We start from the raw sequence: 17417 nt of genomic DNA, 5'->3' as shown, positions 1-17417 counted from the left end.
CATGCCGGACCAACACGTCTTCGATCTGATCGTGGAGCACATCCGCGAGGTGATACCCGAACTCGACGACCACCGTTTTGACCCCTCTGATTCGCTGCGCGGCCTGGGAGCCAACTCCATCGACCGGGCGGAGATCATCATGATGACCCTGGAGTCGCTGTCCGTACGCATACCCCTGGTCGAGCTGGCGGATGCGAAGAACATCGGCGAACTGGCGGATCTCATCCATGGCAAGTCCGCACTCTGACGCCCGCGATGTCGTCGTCACGGGCCTGGGTGTCACCACCGCGGTAGGACAGGGCAAAGACGACTTCATCGCAGCGCTCCTCGACGGTCGCCATGCCTTCGGGTTCCTGCAGCGTCCGGGCCGACGCCCACCGGCCCGCCCCGACGGCGGAACCACGGTCTTCCTGGGCGCCGAGATGGGCGAGCCGGCTGTGCCCGGGAGCATCGCCGCACGCACCGTGCGCACCGCGTCGCTCTCGGCCAGAGCGGCCCTGGCCACATTGGACGAGGCATGGCACGAGGCCGGGCTGGATGATGCCGATCCGTCCCGGATCGGCCTGGTGATCGGTGGATCCAACGTCCAGCAGCGCGAGTTGACGCTGCTGCACGCCCGCTACGCAGACGGCCCCGAGTTCGTGCGTCCGACGTACGGCATGGGCTTCATGGATTCGGACCTGTGCGGGTTCTGCACCGAGCAGTTCCCGATCCGGGGGTTCGCCCACACGCTCGGCGGGGCCTCGGCCAGCGGCCTGCTTGCGGTGCTCCAAGCCGTGCGGGCGGTGCAGTCCGGCCAGGTCGACGTCTGCGTCGCCCTGGGCGCGCTCATGGACCTGTCGTACTGGGAATGTCTGGCGTTCCAGGCCATGGGCGCCATGGGCTCGCACCGCTGGGCCGACGACCCGGCCGCGGCCTGTCGTCCCTTCGACCGGAACCATGACGGTTTCATCTTCGGCGAGGCATGCGCCGCGGTGGTCGTCGAGCGGGCGGACGGGCGCAGGCATCCGACGCCGTATGCGCGCTTCCGCGGCGGTGGCACGGCGATGGACGGTACCCGCAACCCCCATCCCTCACTGGAGGGGGAGGTGGCCGTCGTCGAGGCCGCGCTGCGGGAGGCCGGCCTGTCCGCGTCCGCCGTCGACTACGTCAACCCGCACGGCACCGGATCGCCCACCGGGGACGCGGTCGAACTGCAGGCGCTCGCGCGCTGCGGGCTCACCCACGCCCGGATCAACGCGACCAAGTCGATCACCGGCCACGGGCTCGCCGCGGCGGGGGCAGTGGAGATCGTGGCCACGCTCCTGCAGATGAGGGAGCAGAAGCTGCACCCCACCCGCAACCTGGTCGACCCGCTGGACGGGACGTTCCCCTGGGTGCGTGAGAAGGCGGAGGACTACGCGTTCCGTACGGCGGTCAGCCTGAGCATGGGCTTCGGCGGGATCAGCTCGGCGATCTGCCTCGAAAAATGGTGACGAAAGCAGAGGCTATGACGAGACCGACCGTGTTCATGTACTCGGGCCAGGGCTCCCAGTACTTCCACATGACCCGCGAACTCTACGAGCGGCACCCGCGTTACCGGCTGTGGCTGGAGCACTGCGACGACGTCGCCTTCCCCGTTCTCGGCAAATCGGTGCTGGATACGATCTTCGACCCGGACCGCACCAAGAGCGATCCGTTCGACTCGCTGGCGGACTCCAACGCGGCGCTGCTGTGTGTGGAGTACAGCCTCACCCGGGTGGTACAGGAAATGGGCTACCGGCCCGACGTCCTGGTGGGATACAGCCTGGGGGAGATCACCGCGGCCGTGGTCGCGGAGGTGGTCCCGCTGGAGTTCGGGATCTCCTTCGCCGTGGAGTTCGCGCGGGCGCTGGCGGAGCGGACCCCGCTGTCGGGGATGCTGGCCGTCCTCGGTTCCGCGGAACTCCTGCGCAGCCATGCCGGGTTGTTCTCCGACTGCTGGGTGACGGGGCGCAATTTCGGCGGCAACTTCGTGGTCAGCGGTCGGGTCGAGGCGGTGGCGCGGCTCGAGCACTCCCTGGCCCGCGAGGGCGTCGTGTGCCAGCGGCTCCCGGTCAACTACGGCGTGCATACCGAACTCATCGACCCTGTCGAGGAACAGGTGCGCGGCATCCTCGGCGCCGCGAGCTTCGCCCCGCCGCGAATCCCGATCGTCTCGTCCGCGTCGACGGACCGGGTCGTCGCCGTGACGGCCGACGGCATCTGGGACGCCATGAGGAGTCCGGTGGATTTCGCGCAGACCATCGAGAAGCTGAGCGCCGTCGGCGACGCGACCTTCGTCGACCTCGGGCCGAGCGCGACACTCGCCACGTTCGTGAAGTACATCCTGCCGTCGGGCAGCGGCTCCACGCAGGTGCACACCGTCAATCGTTTCGGACAGGACCTGGACTCACTCCGCGAGTTCCAGGCGCAGACAGCCTCGCTACGTGGCTGAGGACAAGCCGGAATCCAGGAGGGACATCCGTTCATGTCGACACCGAGTGCCATCAGGATCTATCGGGACGCCACCGCGATCATCACGGGCGCGGCGTCCGGAATCGGTCGTGCGCTGGCCGAGGAACTCGTCGCCCGAGGTTGTGAGGTCGTACTGGCCGACCTGCAGATAGAGCAGGCCGAAGAGGCGGCCGCCGCTCTTCGGGCGGCCGGCGGGAAGGCGACCGCGGCCTGGCTGGACGTCACCGACTACACGAAGTTCGAACAGCTCGTCAAGGACACCGTCGCGCGGACCGGACGTCTGGACTACCTGTTCAACAACGCCGGCATCAGCCACGGCATGGGTGCGGGCGCCCGGCACTATCGCATCGAGGACTGGCGGCGCATGGTCGACGTCAACGTCATCGGTTGCGTCAACGGCGTTCAGTCCGTCTACAACCTCATGATCGACCAGGGTTTCGGCCACATCGTGAACACCGCCTCTCTGGCAGGCCTGGTCCCGAGCGCGGGGACGACCTCGTATGTCACCACCAAGCACGCCGTGGTCGGGCTCTCGCACAATCTGCGCATCGAGGCGGCCCAACTCGGAGTACGCGTGAGCGTGCTGTGCCCGGGGGTCATCCGGACCCCGCTGATCGAGGGGGGCATGTACGGCCGCAGCGTCGAGGGTGTGACCAGTGAGATGACACGGGACATGTGGGAGGAGCAGAAACCGATCTCACCGGAGGAATTCGTCAAGAAGTCGCTCGACGCGGTCGCCCGGAACAAGGGAATCATCGTGGTCCCCGCCTTTTGGAAGCTGTTCTGGTGGCTCTTCAGGTTGTCGCCGTCCCTCTGCCTGAACATTGCGACCAAGAAATTCCGGGATCTCGGGAAGAGCGAGGCTTCCGGCGGCTGATCCCGGAGGACACCGCAGAGCGATCCCGGAAACCTCCGCCAACAGGTATGCGAACAGGGAGTGTCGGCATGATCAGTGGGGCGTCTTATTCTGACTGTTTCTACTCGACGGTATGGGTTGAGGCGGAGGGGTCCTCAGGGGTTTCGTTGCCGGGTCCGCATCTCCTGCTGGCCGGTTCGGAGGTCGGTGTCGATCTGCCGGACGGGTGGGTCAGCCGCGTCGTCCGCGCCTCGGACTCGCTCGGCGATGTGCTCGCTGAGCGTGCCTGGGGATGCCTCGCGGTTCTGAGCGACGGGCGAGAGGCTGATGTGTTGTTGGGGCTTCGAGTTCTGCAGGCCTGTCCGGAGGGAGCACTCTCGTCCCCGAGCAGGGTCGTCTTCCTGCCGGTGCCGGGTGCGGTCGACGACGCGGGGCTGTGGGGGCTCGGCCGGACTGCCCGGTCGGAGCGGTCCGACCGGGCGGTTCACTGCATCGAGGCCTCGAGGGAGCAGCTTTCACGAGCGTTGACTCTGAGTCGGAGCGACCGTCTGAAGGAGGACTACCGGTTCACCGCAACCGGCGTACTCAAGGTGCCGAGACTGCGACGACAGGTCCTCGGCGACGAGGACTTCACCGCTCTTCCGGATGCGACGTATGTAGTGAGCGGCGGATTGGGTGCTCCGGGTCTGGTAGCGGCGGAGTTCCTGGTGGATCGGGGAGCGCGGCACGTGGTGCTGCTGTCCCGGTCGACGCGTGCGGGATCCGATGTGCCGTCCAAGGTCGCGGAGTTGCGTCGATCTGCTCGGGTCGAGTGTCTGACGTGTGATGTGAGTGATCTGCGGAGTGTTCGTCGGACCAAGGACGCCATGGCGCAGGCCGGTATGCCGACGGTGGCCGGGGTGGTTCATGCTGAGGGTGTCCCGGCCGACGGTGAGGCACGTCAGTCGGAGCCGGAGCTGAAGCAGGCCTATGGCGTCAAGGTCGGCGGCGCGACGAATCTTCGGGAGGTCTTCGCTCCGCCGGACTTTCTGGTGGTGTTCTCCTCGGCCGCTTCGATCTTCGGGGCCCCCGGTCAGGCGAGCTCTGCCGCGGCGAACGCGACGTTGGACGCGTGGGCCGACTCGTGGTCGCTGCGGGGTGAGCCCGTGCTCTCGATCCAGTGGGGCGCGTGGTCCGATGCCGGCATTGCGGTGGGTCGCAACGCGGTCGAACGGGCGAGGACCTCGGGGTTCGGGGCGATCGACCACGATCTGGGAACCACGGCCCTGAACAGGTTGCTCGCCGGGCCCGAGCGGGGAGCAGTCTGTGTTTCCTCCGTGGACTGGGACACGCTGTCGCCGGGCAACCGTTTCGTTTCACGCTTCACCACCCGGCGGGCGAGCAGTTCGCCGTTACCGCTACCGGATGTCCTCGAGCAGGTGCGGAATCGATCGGTCGAGGGCGCCTCCAGCCGGCAGCAGCCGGTGTCGCAGATGCCCGCTGCTTCGCAGTTGCCCGCGTCTCCGCGTCTGCCGGTCCTGGTCATAGGGGCGGGCCTGGGCGGTATCGGCTTCGCTCGACGACTTGAGAAGCTCAGTGTTCCAGCACTGGTCCTGGAGAAGCGGGACCGCGTCGGCGGCGTGTGGAGCTCACTCGCCAACGCGGATTCCCGAGTGCAGATTGATTCCCCGGCATACAGTTTCGACAGTGCGTCGCCCGTAGTGCATGGCGACCATCGTTGGCGAGCTGTGTTCCCGGGCAGGGACGAGGTCCTGCAGCAGTCGCACGCCGTGTCGTCCGATCTGAAGGAGCCGATCCGCTTCAACTGTGAAGTGGTTTCCGTCAGGAAGGTCGGGGAGCGGGAATACGAGGCCGTATACCTTCAGGGAGGCGTTGCCAAGTCGGTCCGGGTCTCGGGTGTCGCGGCACTGACGGGCGGGCTCCACCGGCCCGTGCAGCATCGATTTCGTGACGAGCACCTCTTTGCGGGGCATGTCGGGCTGGGGGTTGCCGATGACACGCCGCCGGAAAAGTTCAAGGACGCATCGGTAGTGATCGTCGGACACGGTGCCTTCGCCTTGGAGAACATGCGAACCGCCCTGGAGAACAGTGCGCGACACGTGACGATCATTTGTCGGCGCCGAAACCTGGTCGTGTCCACCCTCTGCAACTGGGTGATCAACTCAACCGAGGGAGCGACGCCGCTCAACGATGTCGTCGACATCATGCGTCCGTTCTATGACCTTTGCGGTATAGACATAGAGTCCCTCCCCTCGCTCTCCCAGGAAGTAGACGGAAGTTTCGTGCTGGACCAGTCGACGGTTCCGGCGGCCTCGGACGTCTATTTCCTGGCGCAGGCGCTCGGGAAGGTCACCGTCATAGAGAGCGAAATTTCCTCTGTTTCGGCCCGTTCGGTCCTCACCGAGAGCGGAACGGAGGTGAGTGCCGATGTGCTGGTCAAATGCCTGGGATCGCACACCGACCGGAGCGTCGTTTCGAATATTTTCGGCGAGGGCAGCCGCGTCGAAGGGTTCTGGGTCGACGGGGACCCCAATCTTTTCACCTACAATGACGGCGCACAGATCCCGAAAAAGGCAAAATCCCTGCTCTGCTCAAGTTACGTTTTCTTCCTGCAGGCCTTCGCCGAAGCGTATCTACATTTTCGGGACAACCCCGCCGAGCTGGAGGCGTTGTTCGGCAGAATTGCTGTCGAAAATTCGGAGAGGTCGTCCTCCGAGCGGTTGCTCGTGGAGTTGTGGGACTTCATCGAGCGGGCGAAGAAAAATGTCGCTACGCGAACCGCCGAGCTCTGCCCGTTCGACCGCTTTCAAAAAGAGAGGGAAGCGGAGTGGCGGGCGTACTCCGCGTTGATGGGCGGATCGGCGGATGAAGGGGAGGGGCTTTGGAGTGTGATGTCCCCGACCGTGTCGCTGCTTCACCGACGGGATCCCGCGTCTCCCGTTGAGCGACGTGTCAAGCGCGACGACTTCGGCTCGATGAGCATCTTTGTGCCGCGACGACACAGGGTGCTGTTCCTGGCGGACCGGGGGACCGACGGTCGCCTTTCACGGGCCATGCTGAAAAGGGCTGGTTGGACCAGGCGCGAAGATCTTGAGTTTGTCATCCCCGATGCGCCCTACGCGATGCCGGCACTTGCCGGTGCGGAGCAGCTCGAAATCCACGGCCTGGACTCCTTGGCCGAGGAGGGGCTCTACGACGTCGCGGGTGTCTATCGGGAGTGGAGAGCGGGTTTTTCGGATCTGTGGAACGAACACCACGGTGTTCCCGTCGGTGCGGAGATCGCTGATTCCCAGGGGCCCTTGCACTCGGTCCTTCCGTACCTCGGGTCGATTGCAGAGGATCATGGACCGTTCGTCGGTGTCGCCGGATTCGGCGAAGGTGCTGCGATCGCCTCTGCGGCTCTCCACTGCCAGGCTCTGAGGCATGATGTGGGGCTGGGTGACGTAAAATTCTTCATCGCAATGTCCGGATGGCGGTCACCCGCCCATGAGCGGGCCGGGATATTCGAGAAGACCCGGCTCATCGATGTTCCCGTGCTTCAGACGCTGGGCGAGAGAGAAGCAGATGTGTTCCAGGCTGCTGCTCCGGTCTTCGGCCGGGACTTTCGCAGGGTGATCGAGCACAGGCACCCGGGAAAGCACGCCTATCCATCGCTCACCCGCAGTCTCGACCAGAAGCTCAATCGTCTGCTTCATGCCGCATTCACAAAGCCTGACACGGTGAGGTGATTTCGGTACGTGGCCGACCGGGGCGCAGTGGCCTGAGGAGAGCAGCTTCTGCGGCTGGGTTCGCACGAGGGGTTCGCACGATGTCGTCCTGCTGCCCGGGACATCCGTCGTACGAATCGCTCGGACCGCTTCCGCAAGCGCCCTGCTGCCTCGCCGGACCAGGCTGCTGCATGAACTTGCCGCCCTGGGGCTACCGTTCGCTGTTCCGGTTCCGTTGACGGACGTCCTGACAGTGGGCGACCGTACCGCCGTTGCGGATCTGCAGGCCCGACCGCACGAATACGCCGGCGGTGACTGCTGGGCCGAACGGTCGCTTGCTCGGCGTCCTGGACTGGGACCTGGCCCAGCCGCATGACCCGGCCGTCGACGCGGCAGCCCTGGCCTGGCACGGATGGGACAAGGTCGCCGCCGCCGTGGAGCGGACACGTTCCACCGCGCCAGGGTTCACGACCTCACCGCAGGCATACAGCAGATCGCCTTCACAGTCCTCAACAATCAACCGGAGCAGGTGATCCAAGAACGCACCGCGGCCATGACCGCCTGGATCGCAGGCGCCAGCGCACCGCTCGGAACCGCAGCGAGTCCGTGAGCCGGGTCCAGGGACAATGGCGAGGTTCCTCATCGTTGCTGGACTGGCCGTCTGGTGCTCGGTTGAGCTGCCGCAGCACGTGGCCGTGGTCCTGCGCTGGGCCCAGATTTCCTTCGCGCACGGTGATGAGCAACCATGGTGGCTGGTCGGCGGCTTGCCGGGCAATCGTCAGAGCTGCCGGAGAGCGGCAAACGGGGGGTCGTCATGCACGCGCGCACGCGCAGAGCCATAGGTACCGCGGTCGTGCTGAGCCTTGTACCGACGCTGGGGCTGGTCGTTGTGCCGGGGGCGGCCGCCGCCGCGACCGGTCCGGCGATCACGGTCACCACTCCGGGCAACGGCAACGGCGCGGGGGTCAGCCAGGGCGGGACACCGGTCGACGTGCAGGTCACCGTCGCTTCACCGCCGCCCACCGACGCCTTCGTCCGGGTGGTCTTCGACAACGGCTACAGCTGGGAGCCGGGGCGGGTGGACCTGGCGGTCGCCGACGCGCAGGGGAACCCGCTCGCGGTGGGCCCCGGTCCGTTGGCGGGTTCGGAGGCCGTCGAGCTTGGTTCCGCCGATTCCGGACCGGTGGCCGCCGGTACCACGACCCTGCAGCTCAGCGTCGCCGGCCCGATGGCGCTGGGGTTCGAAGTGTCGGCGCAGCTGGTGGACGCCGCGACCGGCACAGTACTGGCGCAGGGTGGGGGTGGTCTGCAGACCCACCTCCAGGTGTTCGAGGTGCAGCCGGTTGCGAACGATGGCTGCCTCACCCCCAGCGGGAGCTGGGCAACCTGGTCGGACAGTGCACCGGAGAGCATCCCGTCGGACAGCGGCTACCCCGTCTCCGAGTGCTACATCGCGTACCAAAACACGACCACCACCGCTTTCCCTGCCGCGCGGTTGACCTACACGATCGGCGCGCGGTCGCTGACCTCAGCCGGGTACACCGCCGCCGAATTCGCCAAGCTGGTGCAGCTGCGGTCGCATTACACGGCATCCGGCTCTCCCAGCACTCCCTGGCAGGCTGACCCCTGGGTGGTGAACGCGGACGGCTCGCTCACGCTTTCCGTACCGTCCTTCACCATCCAGCCGAACCAGTCGAACGACTCCGTCACGTTCACGGCCTCAGCCGGTTACACCCTGCTGCACCGCGGGACGGTGGACGGGACCTTCACCACCTACGCCGCTGACGGCACCGTGCTTGCCACCTCCGACCAGGCGCTGCGGGTGACCCCCACCATTCCGCCGCACGATTTCACCGGGGACGGCAAGGCCGACCTCTACGTGATGGACAGCAAGGGCAACACCTGGCTGATGCCCGGAACGGGCAACGCCACCCACCCGTTCGCCCCGATGACCGCACACGGTTCTCTGCTGTCGACCTTCGGCATGTTCACCGCGGTCGGGCCGTCCGACATTCCGGACCAGCAGCCCGGGACCATGGTCTTCGCCATCAACCGGGCCACCGGCGAACTGGTCGAACCGGTGAGTAACGAGTCCCCCCACAACCTGTACGCCTGGTACATCGAGAGCGGCAACTGGCGCTGGGTCACGGCCCTGGTCGGCAGTGCCTCACTGACCGGCGACGGCAGGGGCGACCTGCTCGCCCGTGACAGCCACGGCAACCTCTGGCTCTACCCCGTGGTCGGCCTGCCCGGCCCGCACGCCCTGGGCAAGGCCGTCAAGCTGCCTGGGAACTGGAACTGGGCCACCGCCCTGATCGGGCCGGGCGATCTGACCGGCGACGGCAGGCCCGACCTGCTCGCCCGTGACCGCCACGGCAACCTCTGGCTCTACCCCGGTACCGGAAACCCCGCCCACCCCTTCGGCAACGCGTTCAAGGTCCCTGGGAACTGGAACTGGGCCACCGCCCTGATCGGGTCGGGCGATCTGACCGGCGACGGCAGGCCCGACCTGCTCGCCCGCGACGGCCACGGCAACCTCTGGCTCTACCCCGGTACCGGAAACCCCGCCCACCCCTTCGGCAACGCGTTCAAGGCTCCTGGGAACTGGAACTGGATCACTGCCCTGATCTGACCTGACCGCGCGACCGCGGGCAAGCCGGGCCGACCTGCCCTTGCAGGACGGTGAGTGGGTGGCGTAGGACCAGGATCTCTACGTCTTTGCCCTTCTCGCTCATCGGCCACAGGCGTATCAGGGCGAAGACGTCAGTGGAGTGGGACTCGGCGGGCTGCGAAGAGGAGATGGGTTCCGCCGTCCGGCGCTCTCGGAGCCGTTCAGCTGCTGCTGACGACATAGGGGAGTTGACGCATGGCCAGGAGGCCTGGGCTCATTCATCCCTGCACTCACCGCCGTCGACCGCGCCACCTGCACATGGCCGCACCTGCCATGGCGGCGCCGGCTGCGCCGCTACGGCAGGTCCCGGCGCATCAGGTCGGCGTAGGTCTCGCGGCGCACCACGGGGCGGTGGGCGCCGTCGCGGACGAAGACCACCGGCGGGCGGCGGGCGCCGTTGTAGTTGTTGCTCAGCGCATAGGTGTAGGCGCCGGTGACCGGCACGGCGATCAGGTCCCCGACGCGCGGGTCCGCCAGCGGGACGCCGGCGCTGAGGGTGTCGCCGGACTCGCAGTGCCGGCCCACCAGGCGGCACAGCTCGCCCCCGCCGGTCGGGCGGTCGGCGACGGCTGCCTCGAAGCGCTGCTGGTACAGGGAGACTTCGAGGTTGTCGCCCATGCCGCCGTCGACGGCGACGAAGGTGTGGCCTCCGCCGCGCTTGACGGAGACGACCCGGTACAGCGAGACGCCGGACTCGGCGACCATCGAGCGGCCCGGCTCGATGAGGATGCGGGCGTCGGCGGGCAGCAGGCGTCGGGCGGCGTCGGTGACGGCGTCGAGGTACGCCTCCACCGTCGGTGGTCGGTCGGCGTAGGTGTAGCGGGAGCCGAGGCCGCCACCCAGGTCGTAGACGGCGAACTCGCCGAGTTCGGCGACCGCCTCGACGGCCTGCGCGAAGGGTGCGAGGTCCACGATCTGCGATCCGACGTGCACGTGGATGCCGTCCAGCCGCAGCCGGTCGCTGCCGCGCAGCCGCGCGATCGCCGCCCGGGCCTGTGGCAGGGGCAGACCGAACTTGGAGCCGTTCTGGCCGGTGGACACGGCCTCGTGGGTGTCGGGGCGGATGCCGGGGGTGACCCGGACCAGCACTCCCTGCTCCGCCGCGGTACCGGCGAGGATCTTCTCCAGCCGGTCGATGTCGTCGAAGTTGTCGACGACGACCGTCCCGGCGCCGGCCTCGACGGCGAGGCGCAACTCCTCCTCGGTCTTGGCATTGCCGTGGACGACCAGGCCGGCCGGGTCCGCGCCTGCGGCGAGGGCGAGGGCCAGCTCGCCGCCGCCGGCCACGTCGATACCGAGGCCCTCCTCCGCGAGCAGCCGGATGACGGCGGTGCAGGGGAAGGCCTTGGAGGCGAAGACGGCGCGGGAGTTCGGCCAACGCGCGGCCAGACCGTCGGCGTACCGGCGGGCGCGGGCGCGGACCGACGCCTCGTGCAGGATCAGCGCGGGAGTGCCGTAGGACTCGGCGAGTTCGGCCGCCGGTACGCCGCCGATCACCAGTCCGCCGTCCGCGTCCCGGGTGGTCCCGGGCGGAAACAGCCCCAGCAGTTCCAGTTCCCGGCCTGCCTGCGTCTGCGTCGTTGCCATCCGCGCTCCTTGTGCCACTCGTCCGTCCCGCTCTCCCGCCATGCTCCCGCTACGATCACTCCGGATCATCGTTGACATCGTCAATACCGCTCTCCCACACTTGACGCCCACAACAGTCCTTCGAGTCGGGAGTGCACCATGCGGGAGTCCGGCGCCCGGGGCCACCTGCCCGTCCGTCAGCTCGTGGACAACATCGGCCCGGCGCTGCTGCGCCTGGTCCAGGAGGGGACCCGCAACGGCGGGCCGCTCACCGACATCGTCATCCACGCCCCGGGAGCGCCGGCACAGCTCGGACCCGGGTGCGTGGTGCTGGGGGTCGGCGTGACCACGGAGGCCGAACTGCGCGAGCTGACCGCGGCCATGCGGCAGGCCGGCGCGGAGGTGCTGGCGGTGAAGGCCCCGGTACCGCCGTCGGCCGACGACAGGCCGGCGATCATCGAGGTCAACCGGGACGCGTCCTGGATGCACGTGGCGACGACCGTCCGTGAGCAGCTGCTCGAGCACGCGAGGACCCGCGTGCGCTCGGCCGGCAGCGGCGCGGAGCTGTTCGCCCTGGCGAACGCGGTCTACGAGGCCGTCGGCGCCCCGGTCACCATCGAGGACCGTTTCTCCGCGCTGGTCGCCTGGTCGGCGGGGCAGGACCGTACCGACTCCGAGCGGATCGAGACCATCCTGGGGCGGGCCGTGCACCAGCGGACGCTCGCCGAACAGCGCGAGCGTCAGGAGTTCGAGCGGCTCCACGCCAGCACCGAGCCGGTGTACATGGAGGCGACCGGGGCGGATCAGCTGGCAAGGGTGGCGATCGCGGTCCGGGCCGGTTCCGACGTCCTGGGGTACATCTGGGCCGCCGTCACCGGGCCGCTCGACGAAGCGGCCACAGCCCGGCTGCGCGAATTCGCGCCCGTGGTCGCGCTGCAACTGGTCGGCCTGCGCACCGAGACCAGCTACGCCCGCCGCCAGCGCGGCGAGCTGGCCGCCGCCGTACTCGGCGGGGCGGCCGACCCGGTGGAGGCGAGCCGGCTGCAGCTGGGCTCCGGCCCGGTCTGCGTCCTGGCGGCGGCCCCGCGGCTGGTCGGAAGCACAGGCTCGGACGCGCTGGACGCCGCCGGGCTGCGCCGCTTCGCCGACACGCTGGAGTACTTCCTGGCGGCCGTGCACCCCCGCTCAGCCCTGGTGGCGGGCACCGGAGCGGTGTACGTTCTGGCCGCCTGGCCTCCGGGACACGCCACGGCCCTGGAGTCGGCCGTCGCCCTGGCCCGCGACTTCCTCGCGCGGACCCCGCTGGCCGGTGACTACGTGGTCGCCGTCGGCGGCCCGGCCGGATCGATGGGCCGGATCGCCGACGTTCGGGCGCAGGCGGACGCCGCGCTGCGGGCGCTGAGGCACCCCGCCGTCTGCGGACCGGCCGTGCGCACCGTGGAGGACATGGCGCTGGCGGTGCTGCTGCTGCACCTCGCCGACGCGACCGAGGCGCTCGGCCTGCCGGACGCCGGCGGCGCGCTGCACCGGCTGCGCCAGGAGGAGGGCCAGGACGGTCCGCTGGCGGCGACCCTGGCCGCCTATCTCGCCGCCGCGGGAGCCACCGACGCCGCGGCGGAGGTCCTGCACATCCACCCCAACACCATGCGCTACCGGCTGCGCCGTATCCGCGAGGTCTCCGGGCTGGACTTCGCCGACGCCGACGCCATGCTGCTGGCGCACCTTCAGCTCCGGGTGCGCGAGCTGCGGACGGGCGCTGCCCAGAGCTACGGCTGATCGCGGAAAGCTACGGCTGATCCCGGAACGAGCGCGTGTAGCGGCACCCGTCCAGGTCGACCCAGAGCACCGCGCCGTCCAGGGCGGGGCCGGGCGTCAGGCGCTCCGGCAGCCGGGGGTCGGCTCCGATGCGGAACGTCCCGTCGTCGAGCGGGACGAGTTCCGGTTCGTCGCAGGGCGCTTCCACGCCGGTCGCGGCGATCATGTGCAGTCGTCCCGCCCGCTGCACGATGCTGAAGCTGGGATACCAGGGGGTGTAGCTGCGGTAGTGACCTGCGAGTGCATGCGGGGGAGCGGTCGGCGCGCAGGGGCCGGGGCCCAGTGACTCGGGTCCGTGGAGCCAGCGTCCGTCCAGGCGGTGGTGGTAGGCGGACCAACCTGGGTGATCGCACACCAGCCGTCCGTCCCCAGCGTCGTACAGCCTGCCGGTCACCCCGCCCGAGGTGAGCGAGAGACGGCCGTCCCCCGTGGCCTCGACGCGGATCCGGCGCGGCGCCGTTCCGTGGACCCCGACGTAGCGCCGGGCGTCGGGGATCCGCTCCGGGTCGAACAGCGCCGGGTCGGCCGGTGCTCCCTGGACGACGGCGAGCACATGGCGGGCGAAGCGGTCGATGATCTGACACTCGCCGGGTGCGTTGGTCAGCACGGCGACGCCGTGCCCGCCGTCGGTGTCGACGGCGAGGTACGAGCGGTATCCGACCATCCCGCCGGCGTGCGTCAGCCAGGTGCGGCCGTCGACCACTTCCACGTCCACGCCGAGCGCGTAGCCGGAACCGGCGGCTTCGGCAGGCACCGTGATGATCTCCCGGAAGCGCTCCGGCCCGATGATCCTGGTGCCGTCCAGGGTGCCCCGGCCCAGCAGCATGCGGGCGAACAGGCCCAGGTCGGACGCGGTCGCCAGCACGTTCCCATCGGCCGCCGAGTACTCGAAGAAGCCGGCCGGCGCGAGCGGGGCGGACGGCAGCGGCGGCCGGTCGTCGCGCAGGAACCGGTACCCGGTGGCGAGTCTGTCGATGTCCCCGTCGGCGATGTCCTCGTGAGTGATCCGCGCCGCCGAGTCGCGCATGCCCAGGGGCCGCAGCAGCCGTCCGGCCATGGCGTCCGCCAGCGGTTCCCCCGTCACCTGCTCGATGATCAACCCCAGCAGGTTGTAGCCCTCGTTGGAGTAGTGGAACAGCTCACCCGGTTCGGCCCAGGTCCTCGCGTCGCGCAGCGCGTAGCCGCGTGCGGCGGCGTCGGGCAGCGCGTCGGCCCCGGCCACCAGGCCGGAGGTGTGCTGAAGGAGGTGCCGGACGGTGATCGCGCGGGAGCCGCCGTTCGGGGCGAACCAGGGCAGGTGGTCGGCGACCGCCGCGTCGAGGTCCACCTTCCCCTCGTCCGCGAGGATGCCGAGCAGGAAGGCGGTGAAGGTCTTGCTGATGGAACCGATCTCGAACCGCGTGCCACGGGAGACCGGCGTTCCGGACTCCGCGTTCGAGAATCCCGCCGTGACGAACGCGGACTCGCCGCCCCCGTCGACGACGCTGATCGCGATCCCCGGCACCGGCCACCGGGACCGCAACCGCTCCGCAAGCCCGGAGAGCACCTCGTGCACATCCCGTTGCACATCCATCAGACGCCCGCCTTCCGCGCACCGAATCCCGCGAACCGGTCCGGACCCAGCTCGACCTGGGAGGAGTCGATCTCCGCATCCGGCCGGTCGCCTTTGACGAACCGTCGGCACAACGGGTACAGCAGCACGGCCAGCAGCGCCACCGCGAGACTCGTGCCGAACATCGCGGCGTCGTCGACCGCCGTACTCCACGCCATGTACACGATCATCGCTGTGGGCAGCATGACGACCAGGACCGCGCCGGGCCAGCCGCCGGGAACCCGAAACGGCCGGAGCATCTGCGGATACCTCCAGCGCAGGACCAGGAAGGCCGCGAATTCCAGCAGGATCGAGGCCAGGCTGAGCAGTACCGTGGCCTGCAGGATCGAGCTGAAGTCGACGGCGGAGAGCACGATGACGACGCTGGTGCTCGCCAGCAGCGCACCCACCGGCGTGCGGAACCGTCTGCTGTCCCGGGCCACCCAGCGCGGCAGGTACGCGTCCGCGGCGAGCGCCCGTGGAACCCGGGTGGTCGTCAACAGGATCGCCATGAACAGCCCCACCAGGGAGAGCGCCGATCCCAGGGAGATCAGCACCTTCAGCCAGATTCCGCCCAGGATGTCGCCGACCACGACGAAGTCGCCGTCGACCCAGTCGGCGGGCGAACCCCGGTGCAGCCCGCTGCCGATGGCAGCCATGGTGGGCAGCAGGTAGGCGGTGATGATCAGCGGAACCGAGACGAGCAGCGCCCGGGTGTAGGTCCGGTGCGCGTCGGCGATCTCGCCCAGCACGGTGCTCGGGCCGTCAAAGCCGAGGTACAGCCACACGATCACGCTGAGCGCGCCGGCCACCGACTCGTGGACGCTCTGCCCCGGCACCATGAAGGGCGAGAGCACGTTGATCCCGTTGCCGACCGCATGCCAGATGCCGAGGACCGTCAGCACCGCGAACGGTGCGAGGATCAGCAGCATCATCCCGACCGAGTACTCGCTCACCGCCTTGGAGCCGCGGTAGTTCAGGTACGCCATCGGCACGATGAGGGCGACGGTGACGATCCAGTGCAGGTCCACGACGAAACCGCCATGGAACAGGTCCACGATCACCAGCCCCTTCCCGCGGGCGATGTCCGGAACCCAGGTGGCCAGGTAGTCGACCAGCATGATCGGGTAGAGGGCGAGGTTCAGCACCGACCCGATCGAGTTCCAGGCCCCGAACACGAAGGCCGCACCTCTGCCGAGCGCGATCTTCACCCAGTAGTAGTAGCCGCCGTCGACCGGTATGGCGGCACTCAACTCCGCTGCCACCAGCGCGTTCGGCACGCCGAAGACCACCGGCACCAGGACGATCATGAGCAGGGTCATGCCCGGACCGGCACTGGAGAGCGAGGCTTCGAGCCCGAAGGGGCCTCCGGACACCGTGAAGAAGAAGATTCCGACCAGGGGCAGCACACCGAGCGTGCGCCTGCCCACCCCGGGCGACGACCGCGTGATTTCCGACGGGATCAGTTCGGTCATCCTGAGCTCCACTCTCCGTTCGCGCCTGGTCGGCACAACGTACGGGGCGTCACCGGGACCGTCCTCGTCGTGCGCGCCAAAGCCGCGACCCGTCGATTGTCGCTGCCACCAACGCCGAGCTGATCCACCCGGCTCCAGAGGCCGCTTGCAGTGCCGAGCGGCGTGCGGTGTGCGGCTGTCGTGAGTGACCCGGAAACGGGACGGGTTCGGTTCCGGTTCCCGCTACCGCGGGGGTGTCGCCACGGGCAGTGCCGCCAGCCAGGAGATCAGCAGTTCGTTGACCTGCTGCGGGCGTTCCTGCTGGATCCAGTGGCCGCAGTCGTCCAGGAGCGTCGAGGAGACCAGGCCGGGCAGCGTGGTCGCCTGGGCTTCGATGGCGCGGGACACCGAGGCGCTGGAGGCGTCCTGGGCGCCGCCGATGAAGAGGGAGGGCTGGGTCAGCGGGGCGCCCTGGTATCCGGCGAGCTCCTCCCAGTCGCGGTCCATGTTGCGGTAGCGGTTGAGAGCGCCGGTGAAGCCGGTGCGCTCGAACTCCCCGGCGTAGTGGTCGAGGTCGGCCTCGGTGAGCCAGGCCGGGAGGCCGCCGGAGGGGAAGCGGTCGCGCATGGTCCCGCCGCGGGCGACGAAGGTCGGGGCAGGTCGGTCCGGGCCCGGCGTGGTATCGGCGGACAGGGCGGCGTAGATCCCCGCCAGCCAGCCCCGCACGTCCGGCTCGATCTCGGCCTCGGCCCGGCCGGGCTGCTGGAAGTAGGAGACGTAGAACTCCTCCTCGCCGCCCATCCGCGCGAACACCTCGGACGGCCGAGGACCGCCCGGCGGAATGTAGGGGACGCTGAGCAGGCCCACCGCGCGGAACACCTCGGGGTGTAGCAGTGCCGACACCGCGGCGATGGCGGAACCCCAGTCGTGGCCGACGATCACCGCCGTCTCCTCTCCCAGCGCGTGGACCAGGGCGAGGTTGTCCTCCACCAGGGCGCGCATGCGGTACGCACCCACCTCCGCCGGCTTGGAGGAGCGGCCGTAACCGCGTACGTCGAGCGCGACCGCGCGGTACCCCGCCGCGGCCAGGACCGGCAACTGGTGCCGCCAGGAGTACCACGACTCGGGAAAGCCGTGGACCAGCAGGACCAGTGGCCCGTCGCCCTGCTCCACCAGGTGCAGCCGCCCCGCAGGCGCGTCGACAGTGCGGTGCCGCAGGTCGCCGGACGGCTTGGGCTGATGCATAGTTGCTCCTTCTCGGGTTCCACGGTGACCGCTGTAT

At 68.9% G+C, this 17417-nt stretch carries 12 protein-coding genes; 8 read left to right on the top strand and 4 right to left on the bottom strand.

Annotated features, from left to right (window positions below):
• Position 1: 1 nt before the first annotated feature.
• The 7 genes from GXW83_RS23700 (at position 2) to GXW83_RS23670 (ending at position 9670) form a co-directional block, all read left to right on the top strand.
• Positions 2 to 247, top strand: a complete 246-nt coding sequence (locus GXW83_RS23700) for an acyl carrier protein (RefSeq protein ID WP_182445071.1) — start codon at positions 2 to 4, stop codon at positions 245 to 247.
• The gene (locus GXW83_RS23695; RefSeq protein WP_182445070.1) at positions 228 to 1475 is read left to right on the top strand and encodes a beta-ketoacyl synthase N-terminal-like domain-containing protein; all 1248 of its coding nucleotides are present in this window, start codon (positions 228 to 230) and stop codon (positions 1473 to 1475) included. The genes GXW83_RS23700 and GXW83_RS23695 overlap by 20 nt, the downstream gene beginning before the upstream one ends.
• Positions 1469 to 2455 (top strand): acyltransferase domain-containing protein, encoded by a 987-nt coding sequence (locus GXW83_RS23690; RefSeq protein WP_370466757.1) that lies wholly within the window; start codon positions 1469 to 1471, stop codon positions 2453 to 2455. The genes GXW83_RS23695 and GXW83_RS23690 overlap by 7 nt, the downstream gene beginning before the upstream one ends.
• Before the next feature lie 33 nt (positions 2456 to 2488).
• Complete coding sequence (locus tag GXW83_RS23685; RefSeq protein WP_182445068.1) at positions 2489 to 3352, top strand: SDR family oxidoreductase; 864 nt, start codon at positions 2489 to 2491, stop codon at positions 3350 to 3352.
• 68 nt (positions 3353 to 3420) lie between these two features.
• On the top strand, positions 3421 to 7059 hold the full coding sequence (locus tag GXW83_RS23680) for a KR domain-containing protein (protein WP_225447209.1): 3639 nt from the start codon (positions 3421 to 3423) through the stop codon (positions 7057 to 7059).
• A 290-nt stretch (positions 7060 to 7349) separates the two neighbouring features.
• On the top strand, positions 7350 to 7571 hold the full coding sequence (locus tag GXW83_RS35410; protein ID WP_370466891.1) for a phosphotransferase: 222 nt from the start codon (positions 7350 to 7352) through the stop codon (positions 7569 to 7571).
• Positions 7572 to 7852: 281 nt separating this feature from the next.
• Entirely contained in the window at positions 7853 to 9670 is a 1818-nt protein-coding gene (locus GXW83_RS23670) for a VCBS repeat-containing protein (protein ID WP_182445065.1), read from the top strand.
• A gap of 333 nt (positions 9671 to 10003) precedes the next feature.
• On the opposite strand, the gene lysA is transcribed toward GXW83_RS23670, so the two are convergent.
• Positions 10004 to 11296: a diaminopimelate decarboxylase gene (lysA, locus tag GXW83_RS23665; RefSeq protein ID WP_182445064.1), complete on the bottom strand. Its 1293-nt coding sequence runs from the start codon at positions 11294 to 11296 to the stop codon at positions 10004 to 10006.
• 138 nt (positions 11297 to 11434) lie between these two features.
• On the opposite strand from lysA, the gene GXW83_RS23660 reads away from it, so the two are divergent.
• The gene (locus GXW83_RS23660; RefSeq protein WP_182445063.1) at positions 11435 to 13051 is read left to right on the top strand and encodes a helix-turn-helix domain-containing protein; all 1617 of its coding nucleotides are present in this window, start codon (positions 11435 to 11437) and stop codon (positions 13049 to 13051) included.
• 10 nt (positions 13052 to 13061) lie between these two features.
• Here the strand turns inward: GXW83_RS23660 and GXW83_RS23655 are convergent, their stop codons facing one another.
• The 3 genes from GXW83_RS23655 to GXW83_RS23645 all read right to left on the bottom strand — a co-directional run bounded on the left by GXW83_RS23655 (position 13062) and on the right by GXW83_RS23645 (position 17380).
• Entirely contained in the window at positions 13062 to 14663 is a 1602-nt protein-coding gene (locus GXW83_RS23655) for a serine hydrolase (protein WP_182445062.1), read from the bottom strand.
• Positions 14663 to 16156: an APC family permease gene (locus GXW83_RS23650; protein ID WP_182445061.1), complete on the bottom strand. Its 1494-nt coding sequence runs from the start codon at positions 16154 to 16156 to the stop codon at positions 14663 to 14665. The genes GXW83_RS23655 and GXW83_RS23650 overlap by 1 nt, the downstream gene beginning before the upstream one ends.
• 222 nt (positions 16157 to 16378) lie before the next feature.
• The gene (locus GXW83_RS23645) at positions 16379 to 17380 is read right to left on the bottom strand and encodes an alpha/beta fold hydrolase (RefSeq protein WP_182445060.1); all 1002 of its coding nucleotides are present in this window, start codon (positions 17378 to 17380) and stop codon (positions 16379 to 16381) included.
• Positions 17381 to 17417: the final 37 nt, after the last annotated feature.

The organism is Streptacidiphilus sp. PB12-B1b (genome assembly GCF_014084125.1).
Taxonomy (GTDB): Bacteria; Actinomycetota; Actinomycetes; order Streptomycetales; family Streptomycetaceae; genus Streptacidiphilus.
The sequence above is the reverse complement of the archived record's forward strand: the minus strand, read 5'-3'. Positions and strand labels throughout refer to the sequence as shown.

Coding starts and splice junctions, on each gene's coding strand:
- GXW83_RS23680 (WP_225447209.1), top strand. CDS start 3,421: ATGATCAGTGGGGCGTCTTATTCTGACTGTTTCTACTCGACGGTATGG.
- GXW83_RS23650 (WP_182445061.1), bottom strand. CDS start 16,156: ATGACCGAACTGATCCCGTCGGAAATCACGCGGTCGTCGCCCGGGGTG.
- GXW83_RS23660 (WP_182445063.1), top strand. CDS start 11,435: ATGCGGGAGTCCGGCGCCCGGGGCCACCTGCCCGTCCGTCAGCTCGTG.
- GXW83_RS23690 (WP_370466757.1), top strand. CDS start 1,469: ATGGTGACGAAAGCAGAGGCTATGACGAGACCGACCGTGTTCATGTAC.
- GXW83_RS23645 (WP_182445060.1), bottom strand. CDS start 17,380: ATGCATCAGCCCAAGCCGTCCGGCGACCTGCGGCACCGCACTGTCGAC.
- GXW83_RS23685 (WP_182445068.1), top strand. CDS start 2,489: ATGTCGACACCGAGTGCCATCAGGATCTATCGGGACGCCACCGCGATC.
- GXW83_RS23655 (WP_182445062.1), bottom strand. CDS start 14,663: ATGGATGTGCAACGGGATGTGCACGAGGTGCTCTCCGGGCTTGCGGAG.
- lysA (WP_182445064.1), bottom strand. CDS start 11,296: ATGGCAACGACGCAGACGCAGGCAGGCCGGGAACTGGAACTGCTGGGG.
- GXW83_RS23695 (WP_182445070.1), top strand. CDS start 228: ATGGCAAGTCCGCACTCTGACGCCCGCGATGTCGTCGTCACGGGCCTG.
- GXW83_RS23700 (WP_182445071.1), top strand. CDS start 2: ATGCCGGACCAACACGTCTTCGATCTGATCGTGGAGCACATCCGCGAG.
- GXW83_RS23670 (WP_182445065.1), top strand. CDS start 7,853: ATGCACGCGCGCACGCGCAGAGCCATAGGTACCGCGGTCGTGCTGAGC.